Source organism: Streptomyces sp. CB02400, from assembly GCF_001905725.1.
In the GTDB taxonomy this organism is placed as follows: domain Bacteria; phylum Actinomycetota; class Actinomycetes; order Streptomycetales; family Streptomycetaceae; genus Streptomyces; species Streptomyces atrovirens.
The window spans coordinates 56,813-71,451 of sequence record NZ_LIWB01000018.1; the positions used below are offsets into that span (position 1 = coordinate 56,813).

Annotated in this window: 15 protein-coding genes; 6 read left to right on the plus strand and 9 right to left on the minus strand. The window is 73.2% G+C overall.

What is annotated here, in order from left to right:
* Positions 1 to 12: 12 nt before the first annotated feature.
* Entirely contained in the window at positions 13 to 744 is a 732-nt protein-coding gene (locus AMK33_RS32135) for a VIT1/CCC1 transporter family protein (protein ID WP_073936520.1), read from the minus strand.
* A 260-nt stretch (positions 745 to 1,004) separates the two neighbouring features.
* On the opposite strand from AMK33_RS32135, the gene AMK33_RS32140 reads away from it, so the two are divergent.
* The 6 genes from AMK33_RS32140 to AMK33_RS32165 are packed head-to-tail and all read left to right on the plus strand — an operon-like array spanning position 1,005 to position 8,141.
* On the plus strand, positions 1,005 to 2,078 hold the full coding sequence (locus tag AMK33_RS32140; protein ID WP_073936521.1) for an ADP-ribosylglycohydrolase family protein: 1,074 nt from the start codon (positions 1,005 to 1,007) through the stop codon (positions 2,076 to 2,078).
* A complete protein-coding gene (locus tag AMK33_RS32145) occupies positions 2,075 to 3,454 on the plus strand; it encodes an ADP-ribosylglycohydrolase family protein (RefSeq protein ID WP_235618263.1) in 1,380 nt (459 codons plus the stop codon). The genes AMK33_RS32140 and AMK33_RS32145 overlap by 4 nt, the downstream gene beginning before the upstream one ends.
* Before the next feature lie 7 nt (positions 3,455 to 3,461).
* Entirely contained in the window at positions 3,462 to 4,643 is a 1,182-nt protein-coding gene (locus AMK33_RS32150) for an ADP-ribosylglycohydrolase family protein (protein WP_073936522.1), read from the plus strand.
* Positions 4,631 to 6,097, plus strand: a complete 1,467-nt coding sequence (locus AMK33_RS32155) for an ADP-ribosylglycohydrolase family protein (RefSeq protein WP_073936523.1) — start codon at positions 4,631 to 4,633, stop codon at positions 6,095 to 6,097. The genes AMK33_RS32150 and AMK33_RS32155 overlap by 13 nt, the downstream gene beginning before the upstream one ends.
* A complete protein-coding gene (locus AMK33_RS32160; protein WP_073936524.1) occupies positions 6,094 to 7,314 on the plus strand; it encodes a CaiB/BaiF CoA transferase family protein in 1,221 nt (406 codons plus the stop codon). The genes AMK33_RS32155 and AMK33_RS32160 overlap by 4 nt, the downstream gene beginning before the upstream one ends.
* Positions 7,311 to 8,141 carry an HpcH/HpaI aldolase/citrate lyase family protein gene (locus AMK33_RS32165; RefSeq protein WP_073936525.1) on the plus strand — a complete coding sequence of 277 codons (831 nt, stop codon included), beginning with the start codon at positions 7,311 to 7,313 and terminating at the stop codon, positions 8,139 to 8,141. Before AMK33_RS32160 ends, AMK33_RS32165 begins: the two co-directional genes overlap by 4 nt.
* A gap of 243 nt (positions 8,142 to 8,384) precedes the next feature.
* Here the strand turns inward: AMK33_RS32165 and lgt are convergent, their stop codons facing one another.
* The 8 genes from lgt to AMK33_RS32200 all read right to left on the minus strand — a co-directional run bounded on the left by lgt (position 8,385) and on the right by AMK33_RS32200 (position 14,375).
* Positions 8,385 to 9,341: a prolipoprotein diacylglyceryl transferase gene (lgt, locus tag AMK33_RS32170; protein ID WP_073936526.1), complete on the minus strand. Its 957-nt coding sequence runs from the start codon at positions 9,339 to 9,341 to the stop codon at positions 8,385 to 8,387.
* A gap of 93 nt (positions 9,342 to 9,434) precedes the next feature.
* The gene (locus tag AMK33_RS32175) at positions 9,435 to 10,214 is read right to left on the minus strand and encodes a DsbA family protein (RefSeq protein ID WP_073936527.1); all 780 of its coding nucleotides are present in this window, start codon (positions 10,212 to 10,214) and stop codon (positions 9,435 to 9,437) included.
* A gap of 97 nt (positions 10,215 to 10,311) precedes the next feature.
* Positions 10,312 to 11,127: a tryptophan synthase subunit alpha gene (gene trpA / locus AMK33_RS32180; RefSeq protein WP_073936528.1), complete on the minus strand. Its 816-nt coding sequence runs from the start codon at positions 11,125 to 11,127 to the stop codon at positions 10,312 to 10,314.
* Complete coding sequence (gene trpB, locus AMK33_RS32185; protein WP_073936529.1) at positions 11,124 to 12,407, minus strand: tryptophan synthase subunit beta; 1,284 nt, start codon at positions 12,405 to 12,407, stop codon at positions 11,124 to 11,126. The genes trpA and trpB overlap by 4 nt, the downstream gene beginning before the upstream one ends.
* 132 nt (positions 12,408 to 12,539) lie before the next feature.
* Positions 12,540 to 12,683 (minus strand): tryptophan biosynthesis modulator TrpM, encoded by a 144-nt coding sequence (gene trpM / locus AMK33_RS45320; protein ID WP_383614444.1) that lies wholly within the window; start codon positions 12,681 to 12,683, stop codon positions 12,540 to 12,542.
* A gap of 20 nt (positions 12,684 to 12,703) precedes the next feature.
* Positions 12,704 to 13,513 (minus strand): indole-3-glycerol phosphate synthase TrpC, encoded by an 810-nt coding sequence (gene trpC / locus AMK33_RS32190; RefSeq protein WP_073936530.1) that lies wholly within the window; start codon positions 13,511 to 13,513, stop codon positions 12,704 to 12,706.
* A 120-nt stretch (positions 13,514 to 13,633) separates the two neighbouring features.
* Positions 13,634 to 14,071 carry a DUF2752 domain-containing protein gene (locus AMK33_RS32195; protein ID WP_201263117.1) on the minus strand — a complete coding sequence of 146 codons (438 nt, stop codon included), beginning with the start codon at positions 14,069 to 14,071 and terminating at the stop codon, positions 13,634 to 13,636.
* Positions 14,072 to 14,147: 76 nt separating this feature from the next.
* On the minus strand, positions 14,148 to 14,375 hold the full coding sequence (locus tag AMK33_RS32200; RefSeq protein WP_073936531.1) for an HGxxPAAW family protein: 228 nt from the start codon (positions 14,373 to 14,375) through the stop codon (positions 14,148 to 14,150).
* Positions 14,376 to 14,639: the final 264 nt, after the last annotated feature.

Below are 14,639 nucleotides of genomic sequence, written 5' to 3' on the forward strand. Positions count from 1 at the left end.
GTGCGAGTCGCATCATCCTACGGCCGTTCCGAACAGCGTGCCCAGGGCGTACGTCACACCGGCCGCCGCGCCACCGAGGGCGAGCTGCCGCAGACCGCTGTACCACCAGGTCCGCGCCGTCACCTTGGCCACCACCGCGCCGCACAGGAAGAGCCCGAGCAGCGCCAGCAGCACGGCGGGCCACAGACTGCTCGCGCCGAGCAGATACGGCAGTACGGGCAGCAGGGCGCCCAGCGCGAAGGAGCCGAAGCTGGACACGGCGGCGACGGTGGGCGAGGGCAGGTCGGAGGGGTCGATGCCGAGTTCCTCGCGGGCGTGGATCTCCAGCGCCTGCTCGGGGTCCCTGGAGAGCTGCCGGGCGACCTCGCGGGCCAGCTCGGGCTCGACGCCGCGGGCCTGGTAGAGCGCGGCGAGCTCGGCCTCCTCGTCCTTGGGGTGCTTGCGCAGCTCACGCCGCTCGACGTCGAGCTCGGCCTCGACCAGCTCGCGCTGGGAGGCGACGGAGGTGTACTCGCCGGCCGCCATGGAGAAGGCGCCGGCGGCCAGACCGGCGAGGCCGGTGAGCACGACGGTCTGCTGGCTGACCGCTCCTCCGGCGACACCGGTCATCAGGGCGAGGTTGGAGACCAGTCCGTCCATCGCGCCGAAGACCGCGGGGCGCAGCCAGCCGCCGTTCACGTCCCGGTGCGTGTGGTTGTCGCGGTGCGCCTCGTGCAGCGTCGCCTCGGTCTCGATGATGGCCATGCCTGTGTCCCCCACAGTTCTTCTTTGGACAAGTTCTATTCTTCGACAACACCCAACGTACGCCTCTCCATTCCGTCCCGCCAGCAAGGAAAGGCTGGGCTAACCTGCGGTTTTGCGGGTTTCGCTCGTTTGTGTAGATGGACGCGCAGATGTCGACCGGGTGACGCTGGGGCCGGTGAGGCTGCGCCGGGCACCGAGCCGGGGACAGATGCGCAAAGGGCTCCGCGCCTCTCGGGGCGCACCTGAGAGGAGAGCCGCGTATGGCATCGACCGCCCGCATCCCCTCTGTCCCGGCCGGCCCGGCTGTTTCGACTGGCCCGGTGCCCGGGGACGTCCTCGGACGCCGTGAGCGGGCGCGCGGCGCGCTGCTCGGTCTGGCCGTCGGTGACGCGCTGGGCGCCCCGGCCGAGAACATGAAGCCCTCCGAGATCCGCGCGCGGTGGGGCCGCATCACGGGATACGTGACGGAGCACCCGGCGGGCACGGACGACACCGAGTACGCGATCTTCTCGGGCCTGCTGCTGGCCCGGCACGGCTCCGCGCTCACCCCGGCGCACGTCGAGGCGGCCTGGCACGAGTGGATCGCGGACCGCGCGGAGGGCCCCTTCCGGGGCGCCGGCTTCAGCGAGCGCGGCACGCTGGAGAACCTGCGCCGGGGACTGGCGGCGCCGATCTCCGCCCAGCACCGGCACGCCTGGAGCGACGGGCTGGCGATGCGGGCGGCGCCCCACGGGGTGTTCGCGGCCGGCCGTCCCGACGAGGCGGCCCGGCTGGCGGCGATCGACGGCTCCGTCAGCCACGACGGCGAGGGCATCTACGGCGGCCAGGCGGTCGCGGCGGGCGTCGCGGCGGCGATGGCCGGGGCGCCGGTGGTCGCGGTCGTGGCCTCGGCCCTGGCGGTGGTACCGGACGACTCCTGGACCGCCCGCTCGCTGCGCCGCGCAGTGACCGCGGCCCACCTGGGCGAACGCGCGGTCCGCGCGGCGGTGGTGATCGGCGGCTACCCGTGGACGGACCTGGCCCCCGAGGCGGTCGCCCTCGCCTTCGGCGCGTACGCGGCGGCCGACGGCGACTTCGAACAGGCGGTGCTGACGGCCGTCAACATGGGCCGTGACGCGGACACCACGGCGGCGGTGGCCGGCGCCCTGGCGGGCGCGACCCGGGGCGCCGCGGCGATCCCGCCGGCCTGGTCGTCCGCCATCACCCCGGCCCGCGGCACCTGCCTCCCGACCATGGCAGGCCACCACGTCCTGGACATCGCGGACCTGCTGACGCCGGAGGCGCCCGACACCTTGGTCCTGGCACCGGCCGACAAGACGGAGGCGCCCACATGATCCCCCTCACCGAGGCAGACCCCACAGCCGCGACCACCCCACAAAACCCACCCGCAGCCGCCGACGGCGAGAACACCCCACAGGGGCCACTCGCACCCGACGACGAATGCCGCACGGGTGGTGCGGGTGGGAACATCCGGGCCGAAGGCGAAGCCGAGGCCGAAAGCCCCACCCGGCCGCCGCAGGCACAGGCACAGGCACAGGCACAGGCACAGGCACAGGCACAGGCACAGAGCGAAGCCGAGGCCGTCGAAGCCGCGCCGCAGGCGAGAATCGAGGGCCTCCTCCTCGGCCTCGCCGCAGGCGACGCCGCCGGCTGGCCCGCCGCCCGCCACCGGGCGGCAAGGATGCCCGAGTGGACAAGACGCCTCACCCGCGAACTGGACACCTTCGCCGAACAGAACGCGACCACCACCCTCCCCGTCCCCATCGCCCTCAACCAGCCCTCCGAACCCCTGCGCCTGGGCCCCTCCGACGACGCCGAATGGGCGGCCTTCGCCGCAGAAGCCGTCCTCCGCGCCGGAGACGACACCGCCTTCGGCGACCTGAGCCGAGAACGCCGCACCCGCGCGGCGATCGACCTGACCTGGAACACCGTCGCCGGCGAGATCGCCGCGGCGGCGGACCGCGCCCCCGAGACGGAGTCCGCCGTACTCCCCCTGCGCGCCCGCATCTCCGTCCGCGCCGGCCTAGGAAACCTCGCCACCGGCCTGCGCCCGCCCGCCACCGGCCACGACAACCCCCACTACTTCGACGACGCCGCCTGCGTACGCGCCTGCGTGCTGGCCGTGGCCCACCCCGGCGACCCACGGGCCGCCGCCGACCTCGCGGAGTTCGACGCCCGCTACACCCAGGACGGTGACGGCGTGCACGGCGCCCGCGCCATGGCCGCCGCCGTCTCCCTGGCCCTCACCGGCGCGGACCCGCGCACCTGCGTGGCGGCGGCCTGCGCCGAGCTGCCCGAGGACACGGAGATCGGCCGCAACGCCCGGTACGCCCTGAAGCTCGCGGCGGACGCCGACAGCGCCTTCGCCCTCGTACCACCGCTGGAGCACCAGATCGTCGACCACGTCTACAGCTACGGCGTCGCCGCCGCCGAGACCGTCCCCGTCGCCCTCGCCCTCGCCACCGCCGCCCACGGCCGGATCGCGGAGGCGGTCCCCGCGGCGGCCTGTCTGTCCCGGGTCGCGGACTCCGCCCCGGCGCTCGTCGGCGCCCTCACCGGCGCGCTGGGCGGCGGGACCGCGATCCCGGGGACGTGGCGGGAGAGCTGCCGCACCCTCTCCGGCTGCGTGCTCCCCCGGCTCACCGGCACGGACCTGGTGGAACTCGCCGGGCTCCTGGAAGCCGCACAACCGGCCCCGACAGGGGGATGATTCGGGCATGACGCGCGAAGAGGCGGAAAAGAGTGACCAGGGTCTGCCCCTGGAGGAGCGGATCACCGGCGCCCTCGTCGGGGCGGCCGTCGGCGACGCCCTCGGCGGGCCGGTCGAGGGGTACTCCCCCGAGCAGATCGTCGAGCGCCACGGCGGGCGCGTACACGGCGTCGTCGGCCCGTGGAACGGCGACGCGTGGCGCACCGCCCGCCCCATCGCGCCGTACCACAAGGGCGACGGCCACGTCACCGACGACACCCTGATGACGCACGCACTGATCCGGGTGTACGCGACGGTCCGCGACCACCTGGACGCCTACGCCGTCGCCGACCACCTGGTCCCGGACCTGATGACGAACCCGCGCTGGATCCCGGAGCTGGAGGCGGAGGTGCTCCCGCTGCAGCGGATCTTCCTCGCCGAGAAGTGGCTCGTGGCCCGCCTGCACTACGGTCACGTCGACCCGCGCGAGGCCGGCACCGGCAACATCGTCAACTGCGGTGCCGCGATGTACATGGCCCCGGTCGGCCTGGTCAACGCCGCCCACCCGGCCGCCGCCTACGCCGAGGCGCTGGATGTCGCGGGCGCGCACCAGTCGTCGTACGGCAGGGAGGCGGCCGGTGTCTTCGCGGCGGCCGTGGCGGCGGCGTGCGCGCCGGGCGCGACGGCGGACTCGGTGGTCGCCGCGTGTCTGGCGTCGGCGAAGGACGGCACGCGGGAGGCGATCGAGAAGGTCTGCGAAGTCGCCTCGCGGCACACGGACTTCGAGTCGGCGCTGGGCCCGCTGCGGGAGGCGGTGACGCCGTACGACACGGTCGGCCCCGACTACCGCTCCCCCTCCCTGGGCGCCCGCCGCCCGTCCCGGCTGCACGCCGTCGAGGAACTCCCGGTGGCGCTGGGCATGCTGGTGGTGGCCGGCGGCGACTTCCACCACGCGGTCCTGGGCGCGGTGAACTACGGCCGCGACTGCGACTCCATCGCCACGATGGCCGGCGCGGTGGCCGGCGCGCTCGGCTCACCGGTCCCCGAGGGCTGGGCCAAGACGGTGGCGGAGGCCAGCCGCCTCGACCTGTGGGAACCGGCGGCCACCCTCACCGCCGTAACGCGCGAGATCTTCGTACGCGACGTACAGCGCCGCCGCGCCCACGAGCGGGCGTTCGCGGACCTGGGAGGCGCCGGATGCTCCGACTGACCTGGGTCCAACCGGAGGACCTGATCGGCCACGAACTGCGCCAGGCAGCCCAGGACGGCCGAGAACCCTCGACCATGGCCGCCCGCTGGCAAGCGGCAGGCGGCCCCGAGGCACCCCTCACCGCAGGCGCCTCCCCTCACCCCGTCTCCCCCTACCTCCGCCTCCTGGCCACCGACCTCCTCGACGAACTCGCCGACCTCCCCAGCACCCTCGCGGACGACGAACCGACCGCCCTGCCCAGAATCAAGTCCCTGTGCCCCGACTGGCCGAGAACTGGGGGCAGTCGTGCCGCCTGGGGCGATGGGGGTCCCCCCGCTCGAGCGAAGCCGAGAGCGGGGGAGGGTGGGCGCGGCGGCACCCCGCAAGCGCCGGGCCGCGCGACCCACCTCCGCCCAGCGTCCCCCGCCGCCCTGGAAGCCGCATGGCTCGGCAGAGCAGTGGGCTGCCTCCTCGGCAAGCCAGTCGAGAAACTCCCCCTCGACGGCATCCGCCAACTCGCCCGAGTCACCGGCAACTGGCCCCTGACCAACTATTTCACCGCCCACGGCGTCCCCGAGGACCTCCTCACCCGACACCCCTGGAACCGCCGCTCCGCGACAACCTCCCTCGCCGAGAACATCGACGGCATGCCCGAGGACGACGACCTCAACTACCCCCTCCTGAACCTCCTCGTCCTCCAACGCCACACCCGCACCTTCACCCCCACCGACGTAGCCCGCGTCTGGCTGGACGAACTCCCCGCCGGCCGCACCTTCACCGCCGAACGCGTCGCCTACCGCAACCTCCTCAGCGGCCTGGAACCCCCACTGACCGCCCGCCACCACAACCCCTTCCGCGAGTGGATCGGCGCCCTGATCCGCGCGGACATGCACGGCTGGACCAACCCCGGCGACCCGGCCGCCGCCGCCGAGCAGGCCCACCGCGACGCCACCCTCACCCACACCGCCAACGGCGTCTACGCGGCGATGTTCACGGCGGCCGTCATCGCCACCGCCGCCACCGGCGACCACGACGTCCACGCCTGTCTGCGCACCGGCCTCACCGTCGTCCCGCCCCGCTCCCGCCTCGCCCGAGCCGTCCGGCAGGCCATTCGACTCGCGCACGAGCACACCGACTTCGACACCGTCGTCGACGTCCTGCACGCCACCTACGCCGCCACCCACCACTGGGTGCACGCCGTCCCCAACACCGCCCTGATCGCCGCCGCCCTCACCCACGCCGACGGCGACTTCACCGGCTCCATCTGCCGCGCGGTGTCCGGCGGCTGGGACACCGACTCCAACGGCGCGACGGCCGGCAGCATCGCCGCTCTTCTCGCCGGTTCGCCCCGCGTCCTCCCCGAACGCTGGACGGCCCCGCTGAAGAACCGCCTGGCCACCTCCGTCGGCGACTTCCACGGCACCGGCTTCGACACCCTGGCCCGTCTGACCCACCTGGAGGCCACCCGCCCATGACGCCGTACGACGATCCCACCCCCGCCCCCACCGGCCCCCCGCTGACCGGCCTGCGCGTCCTGGACCTCGCCACCCTCTTCGCCGGCCCCCTCGCCGCGACCCTGCTCGGCGACTTCGGCGCGGAGGTCGTCAAGGTCGAGCACCCGAGGAAACCGGACCCCTCCCGCGGCCACGGCCCGTCGAAGGACGGCATCGGCCTGTGGTGGAAGATGCTCGGCCGCAACAAGCGCACCATCACCCTCGACCTGTCCACGCCCGGCGGACAGGCCACCCTCCTGCGCCTCGCCGGGACCGCCGACGTGATCATCGAGAACTTCCGCCCCGGCACCCTGGAGAAGTGGGACCTGGGCTGGCCCGAGCTGTCCGCCGCCAACCCCCGGCTGATCCTGGTCCGGGTCACCGGCTTCGGCCAGTTCGGCCCGTACGCCCACCGCCCGGGCTTCGGCACCCTCGCCGAGGCGATGAGCGGCTTCGCCGCGATCACCGGGGAGCCGGACGCGCCGCCCACCCTCCCCCCGTTCGGTCTGGCGGACTCCATCGCGGGCCTGACCACGGCGTACGCCGTCATGACCGCGCTCGCCGGCCGGGACCGCACGGGAGAGGGCCAGGTCGTCGACATGGCGCTGATCGAGCCGATCCTGACCGCGCTCGGCCCCCAGCCCACCTGGTACGACCAGCTCGGCCACGTCCAGCCCCGTACCGGCAACCGCTCCCAGAACAACGCCCCGCGCGGCACCTACCTCACCGCCGACGGCACCTGGGTCGCCGTCTCCACCTCGGCCCAGTCGATCGCCGAGCGCGTGATGGTGCTGGTGGGCCGTCCTGACCTGATCGACGAGCCCTGGTTCGCCACCGGCGAGGACCGGGCCCGGCACGCGGACGTGCTGGACGAGGCGGTCGGCGGCTGGATCGCCCGGCACGCCCGCGCCGACGTGCTGGCCGCCTTCGAGAAGGCGGAGGCGGCGGTCGCCCCCATCCAGGACGTACGGGACGTCATGGCGGACCCGCAGTACCAGGCGCTGAACACGATCACCACGGTCGACGACCCCGAGCTGGGCCCGCTGCGCATGCAGAACGTCCTCTTCCGGCTCTCCGGCACCCCGGGCGCGATCCGCTGGGCGGGCCGTCCGCACGGCGCGGACACCGAGGAGGTCCTGACCGAGCTGGGCCTCACGTCCGACGACCTCGCGGAACTCCGCGCGGAGGGCGCCCTGTGACGGGCTTCCCGCTGACCTGGCTGTACGTCCCCGGCGACCGTCCTCCCGTGGTGGCGAAGGCGCTCACCTCCGGCGCCGACGTGGTGGTGGTCGACCTGGAGGACGCGGTCGCCCCCGACCGCAAGGCCTACGCCCGCTCCGCCACCGCCGAGCTGTTGCGCGACCCCCAGCCGGTCCCGGTCCACGTCCGTGTCAACGCCCTGTCCGGCCCCTGGGCCCGCGCCGACCTCGCGGCCGTCGCGCACGCCCCCGGCCTGTCCGGCCTGCGCCTGCCCAAGGTGTCGTCCCCGGCCGACGTCGTACGCGTCGCCCGGCGCACCGTGTCCGCCCACGGTGGCGCACTGCCCCTGTACGCCCTCCTGGAGACGGCCCTCGGCATCGAACGCGCCCATGCCGTGGCCACCGCCCACCCGTCCCTGCGCGGTATCGCCATCGGGGAGGCGGACCTACGGGCCGACCTGGGCGTACGCGACGACGCGGGCCTCGACTGGTCCCGCTCCCGGGTGGTCGTCGCCGCGCGTGCGGCGGGCCTCGCCCCGCCCACCCAGTCCGTCCACCCCGACACCCGCGACCTGAACGGCCTGGCCGCCTCCTGCGCCCACGGCCGCACCCTGGGCTTCCTGGGCCGCGCCGCCATCCACCCCCGCCAACTGCCGGTCATCGAGCGCGCCTACCTCCCCACGGAGGAGGAGATCGAACAGGCGGAGACCATCCTCAAGGCAGCAGCCTCCGACCAGGGCGCCCAAGCCCTGCCCAACGGCACCTTCATCGACACAGCGGTGGTGAAAGCAGCCCAGAGAACCCTGTCCCTGGCCACCAGACCCTGACCCGCAATCCACGGACAGCCCCGCCACCACCCCCGCAGTCCACGGACAGCCACGCCACCTCCGCAGTCCGCGAGCAGCCGCGCCACCACCCCCGTAGTCCGCGGGCAATCGTGCCGCAGGGCGGCACGGGTGGGCGCGACGGCACCCCGCAAACGCCGGGCTGCGCAACACCCCCCGCCCCCACACGAACCGAGGGCGCCCGGAGAATCCCGGACGCCCTCGGCGTAGTACTACAGCAACCCGTCAGCTCTTCTTCGCCGACCCGGCCCCATCCTTGGAGTCCTCGGCCTCGGCCTCAGAGGACTCCTCCTTCTCGGAAGGAGCGTCCTCCTCGCCCTTCTCCACGGCCTCGCCCTCACCACCGGAAGTGGCCTCACCACCGGAGACACCCGGCTCCACCACGTCCTCCCGCCCCGGCCGCTTCCGCGCCGACAGCACGATGTACAGCACCGCCAGCAGGAACACCAGGACCGCCGTCCAGTTGTTCAGCCGCAGCCCGAGAACGTGATGCGCCTCGTCGACCCGCATGTACTCGATCCAGAACCGCCCCGCGCAGTACGCGGCGACGTACAGCGCGAACGCCCGCCCGTGCCCGAGCTTGAACCGCCGGTCCGCCCAGATCACCAGCAGCGCCACTCCGACGCACCACAGAGACTCGTACAGGAACGTCGGGTGGTACGTCCCCGGCTCCCGCCCGTCGGCGGAGGAGGTGATCTCCAGGGCCCACGGCAGATCGGTGGCCCGCCCGTACAGCTCCTGGTTGAACCAGTTGCCCCAGCGTCCGATCGCCTGGGCGAAGGCGATGCCCGGCGCGATGGCGTCGGCGTAGGCGGGCAGCGGGATGCCACGGCGCCGGCAGCCGATCCACGCGCCCAGCGCGCCGAAGGCGATCGCGCCCCAGATGCCGAGGCCGCCCTCCCAGATCTTGAAGGCGTCCACCCAGTCACGGCCCTCGCTGAAATACAGCTGGTAGTCCGTGATCACGTGGTAGAGCCGGCCGCCGATCAGGCCGAAGGGCACGGCCCAGACGGCGATGTCGGCCACCGTGCCGGCCCGCCCGCCCCGGGCGATCCAGCGCTTGTTGCCGAGCCAGACGGCAACGAAGACGCCGATGATGATGCAGAACGCGTAGCCGCGCAGCGGAACGGGGCCGAGGTACAGCACCCCGCTCGACGGGCTGGGAATGTAGGCAAGTTCCATGGCAGGGTCGACGCTACCGTGCCGGACCGGCCGCACGGCAAGCAGCCCGGCTACGGCTCCATAACAGGACCGTCGGATCGTCGGTCCGGGGCGTCACTGTCCCTTGTTGGCCTCCTCGACCATCTGCTTGAACTTCTCGGGGGTCATCGAGCGGTCCTGGTTGATGTTCTTGCCCTCGTACAGCACCGTCGGCGTGCCGCTGAAGCCGCCCTTCTGGAACGCCTCGTGGGACTTGGCGACCCAGCTGTTGTGCGTGCCGTCCTCGACGCAGGCGCGGAAGGCGGGGGTGTCGAGTCCGTCGACCTTGCCGGCCAGCTCGATCAGCTTGCCGTCGTCGGCGAAGGCGTCGTCGCTCTCCGGCGGCTGGTTCTCGAACAGCACGTCGTGGTACGCGGCGAACTTCCCGGCGTCCTGGGCGCAGGCGGCGGCGTTGGCCGCGCTGCGGGAGCCGGTGCCGCCCAGGCCGTTGTCGATCAGTGTGACCAGGTGGTACTCCACCTTCAGCTGACCGGACTCGGTCAGCTCGTGGATGGTGGGGCTGTAGTTCTGCTCGAAGACCTTGCAGGCCGGGCAGCGGAAGTCCTCCCACACGGTGAGGGTGGCCTTGGCGCTCTCCTTGCCGACCGGGATGGCGAGGCCGTCCTTGCCCAGGGCCCCGGAGGGCGCCACGACGGGGCCGGACGCCTCGCTCTCGTCGTCCCCGCCCGAATTGGCGGCGATGACACCGATCACCGCCGCGAGCCCCAGGACACAGAGCACGCTCGCGCCCACGATCAGGCCACGGCGTCGCTTCTCCGCCTTCTTCTGCTTCTCGCGCTCGTCCGCCAGCCGCTCTCGGGCGGTGCGCTTTCCCTCACGGTTCTTCTCGCTCACACCCGCAGAACGAACCGGGGAGGCGCACAGCGCCTCCCCGGTCCCAGGACCACCCGTACGAGGGACCCGTATGACTACCTGCGGATACCCCGGCCGGTCACGCCTGTCGGCGCACGCCCTTGGCCAGGTCACCGGCGAGCGCCCGGACGGCCTCGACGCCGGCGGCGGCGTCGGGGGCGTCCAGCATCCGCTTGACGAAGGCCGAGCCGACGATCACGCCGTCGGCGAAGCGGGCGACCTCGGCGGCCTGGGCGGGGTTGGAGACGCCGAGTCCGACGCAGACCGGGATGCCGGTGGTGGCGCGGGTGCGCCGCACCAGGTCCTCGGCCTGCGCGCCGACCGACTCACGGGTGCCGGTGACACCCATCAGGGAGGCCGCGTAGACGAAGCCGCTGCCGACCGCGGTGATCTCGGCGAGCCGCTCGTCCTTGCTGCTGGGCGCGACCACGAAGACCGTGGCGAGCCCGTGCTTCTCCGCGTGCTCCCGCCACAGCGCCGACTCCTGGACCGGCAGGTCGGGCAGGATGCACCCGGCGCCGCCCGCCTCGGCCAGCTCGGCGGTGAACCGCTCGACGCCGTAGCGGTCGATGGGGTTCCAGTAGGTCATGACGAGGATCGGCTTGCCGGTGGCCGCGTGGGCCTCGCGGACCGTGCGCATCACGTCCGCGATCTTCACGCCGCCGCGCAGGGCGATGTCGTCGGCGGTCTGGATGACCGGGCCGTCGAGGACCGGGTCGCTGTGCGGCAGGCCCACCTCCACGACGTCGGCGCCGCCGTCCAGGGCGGCCTTGATGGCCTCGATGCCGCCGTCCACGGTCGGGAACCCGGCCGGGAGGTAGGCGATGAGGGCGGAGCGGCCCTCGGCCTTCGCCGCGGCGAGGGTGTCGTTCAGCAGCCGCACGTTCCCGCTCACTTGGCGTCCCCCTCGATCTCGGCGGTGCCGGCCTCGTCGGCGGCGACCTCGGCGTCGGTGTCGTACAGCCCGAAGTAGCGGGCGGCGGTGTCCATGTCCTTGTCGCCGCGCCCGGACAGGTTGACGACGATCAGCGCGTCCTTGCCCAGCTCCTTGCCGACCTCCAGGGCGCCGGCGAGGGCGTGGGCGCTCTCGATGGCCGGGATGATGCCCTCGGTGCGCGACAGCAGGCGCAGGGCCTGCATGGCGGCGTCGTCGGTCACCGCGCGGTACTCGCCGCGGCCGCTGTCCTTGAGGTAGGAGTGCTCGGGTCCGATGCCCGGGTAGTCCAGGCCGGCCGAGATCGAGTACGGCTCGGTGATCTGGCCCTCGTCGTCCTGGAGGACGTACGACCGGGAGCCGTGCAGGATGCCTGGCTCGCCCGCGGTGAGGGTGGCCGCGTGCTCGCCGCTCTCGATGCCGTGTCCGGCGGGCTCGCAGCCGATGAGGCGTACGCCGGTGTCCGGGATGAAGGCGTGGAAGAGGCCGATGGCGTTGGAGCCGCCGCCGACGCAGGCGATCGCGGCGTCGGGCAGGCGCCCGGCGCGCTCCAGGAGCTGGCGGCGGGCCTCGACGCCGATCACGCGGTGGAAGTCGCGCACCATCGCCGGGAAGGGGTGCGGTCCCGCGACGGTGCCGAAGAGGTAGTGCGTGCGGTCGACGTTGGCGACCCAGTCGCGGAACGCCTCGTTGATGGCGTCCTTCAGGGTGCGGCTGCCGGACTTCACGGCGATGACCTCGGCGCCGAGCATGCGCATCCGGGCCACGTTGAGGGCCTGGCGCTGAGTGTCGATCTCGCCCATGTAGATCGTGCAGTCGAGGCCGAAGAGGGCGCAGGCGGTGGCGGTGGCCACGCCGTGCTGGCCCGCGCCGGTCTCGGCGATGACGCGGGTCTTGCCCATGCGCTTGGTGAGGAGGGCCTGGCCGAGCACGTTGTTGATCTTGTGCGAGCCGGTGTGGTTCAGGTCCTCGCGCTTGAGGAAGATCCTTGCTCCGCCCGCGTGTTCGGCGAAACGGGGGACTTCGGTGAGCGCGCTCGGGCGGCCGGTGTAGTTGACCAGGAGGTCGTCGAGCTCCCGGGCGAACTCGGGGTCGTGCTTGGCCTTGTCGTACTCGACGGCGACCTCGTCGACCGCGGCGACGAGGGCTTCGGGGATGAACTTGCCGCCGAAGGCGCCGAAGTAGCCTTCGGGGGTTGGGGTTTGACCCTCCGGGTCGGGGATGAAGAAGTTGCTGGGCATGCGTGTACCTCACGGTGAGTGTGTGTTGGGCACGTTTCGCCGTGGGGGCGGGGGTCGTCGGGCCCCTGCGGGCCCGTTGTGGCTTGTCGCGCTCACGCGACGGAGTCGCATATTCAGTACAGCCCCGCGCCCCTATGGGACGCGCTGCCATCGCCGGCCGTTCACTTGCCCCGGTTCGTCGCCGATCACGTAGCGGACCCTGCGGCCGTGCACCCTGCGGGCAGGGGCGCGGCAGCCTCGGGGGCGGCAGCCACGTGCGAGGCGGGTGAGGGTCATCGGGGCAGCCTACCGGGGTGTCAGCCGCGGCCGTGGCGCAGGGCGGGGTGTTCGCCCGCTGCCACCAGGTCGGAGACGGCCGTCTTGGGGTCCTTGCCGGTGACCAGGGACTCGCCGACCAGGACGGCGTCGGCGCCGGCGTTGGCGTAGGCGATGAGGTCGTGCGGGCCGCGGACACCGGACTCGGCGACCCTGACGATGTGCGCGGGGATCTCCGGGGCGACCCGCTCGAACGTGCCGCGGTCGACCTTCAGCGTCTTCAGGTTGCGCGCGTTGACGCCGATGACCTTGGCGCCCGCGTCGACCGCGCGCTCGACCTCGTCCTCGTCGTGCACCTCGACGAGCGGGGTGAGGCCGATGGACACGGCGCGCTCGATCAGCGACTCCAGGGCCGGCTGGTCGAGGGCCGCGACGATCAGCAGGGCGAGGTCGGCACCGTACGCGCGGGCCTCCCAGAGCTGGTACGACGTGACGATGAAGTCCTTGCGCAGGACGGGGATGTCCACGCGCGCGCGGACGGCCTCCAGGTCGGCCAGCGAGCCGCCGAAGCGACGCTGTTCGGTGAGGACGGAGATGACGGCGGCGCCGCCCGCCTCGTAGTCGGCGGCGAGTCCCGCCGGGTCGGCGATCGCGGCCAGCGCGCCCTTGGACGGGCTGGAGCGCTTGACCTCGCAGATCACCTTGACGCCGTCGCCGCGCAGGGCGGCCGCGCCGTCCTTGGCCGCGGGAGCCTTCGCCGCACGCTCCTTGAGCTCGTCGAGGCTGACGCGCGCCTGCCGCTCCGCGAGGTCGGCACGGACTCCGTCGATGATCTCGTCGAGCACACTCACGCGAGCGGCCCCCTTCCTGACGGTCGGTCTTCACTGGTCACTGCGATGGTATCCGCAGCGAGGCGGATGCCTCGCATCCAGGTTGACGCCGGTCTCTCCACCTGGACTTTCGCTTGTTGATCAAGGATGCAGCCAGCCACCGAACGGCAGGTTCCGGACAACCGTGAACACCAGGAGCAGTGCTCCCAGGGACCACAGGAGCACCGGCGGCGGATCGATCCGCAGCGGCGGCCCGCCGCGCGCCGCGCGGACCACCCAGACGGTCCACAGCACGGCGCAGACGGCGTAGCCGAGGACGGCGGGCGCGTTGGCCTGGAGGGCGGCCGGGAGGTCGCCGTGGACGACGGCGTGCGCGCTGCGCAGTCCGCCGCAGCCGGGGCAGTACAGGCCGGTGAGGCGCAGCAGCGGGCAGGCGGGGTAGTGGCCGGGCTCGTTGGGGTCCACGGCCCCGACGTAGGCGAAGGCCCCGGCGACGGCGGCGAGCAGCCCCGCGGGGACGGCCAGTCGGGCCGCTCTGCCGGGGGTCGCTTGGGGGGTGGGGGCGTTCACGCTGTGCATTGTGCCCCGGTCGCGGCTCAGGGGCGGTTCCGGCGTCGTGCCGGGCCCGCCCCTGTGCGGAGTCGCTCCGCCGTGCTCAGCCCTCGGCGCGGGCCGGTACGGCGTGGTTGCTCTTCGGCTGGCCCATGCCCATCGAGCGCATGATCATCCCGACGACGCCGCCGAGGATCACGAGGCCCATGCCGGCCCAGAAGCCCGCGGGCTGGTCCATCACCATGAACGCGCCCGCGACGCAGAAACCGATGAAGGCGATGATGACACCGGTCCAGGCGGCCGGGGTGTGACCGTGGCTGCTGCCCGCCATTGCTTGCTCCTCGTTGCTGTGTACGTGTCTGAGCAGACGCTCGCCCTCATTGTCCCGCACGCGCGCGCCGAGGGTGAGCGGGGGTACGCGCCGGGCCACGATCGCGGGCAACCGCGCCTCCCCCGCCCACCACGGGCAGTCGTGCCTTGCCCGCCCGTCGCGGGCGACCGTGCCTCCCCCGCCCACCACGGGGAGTCGTGCCACTGGGCGCGCAAGTGAGGACGGTCGACCGTCACACCCCCGCTCCCCGCGGGCAGTCGTGCC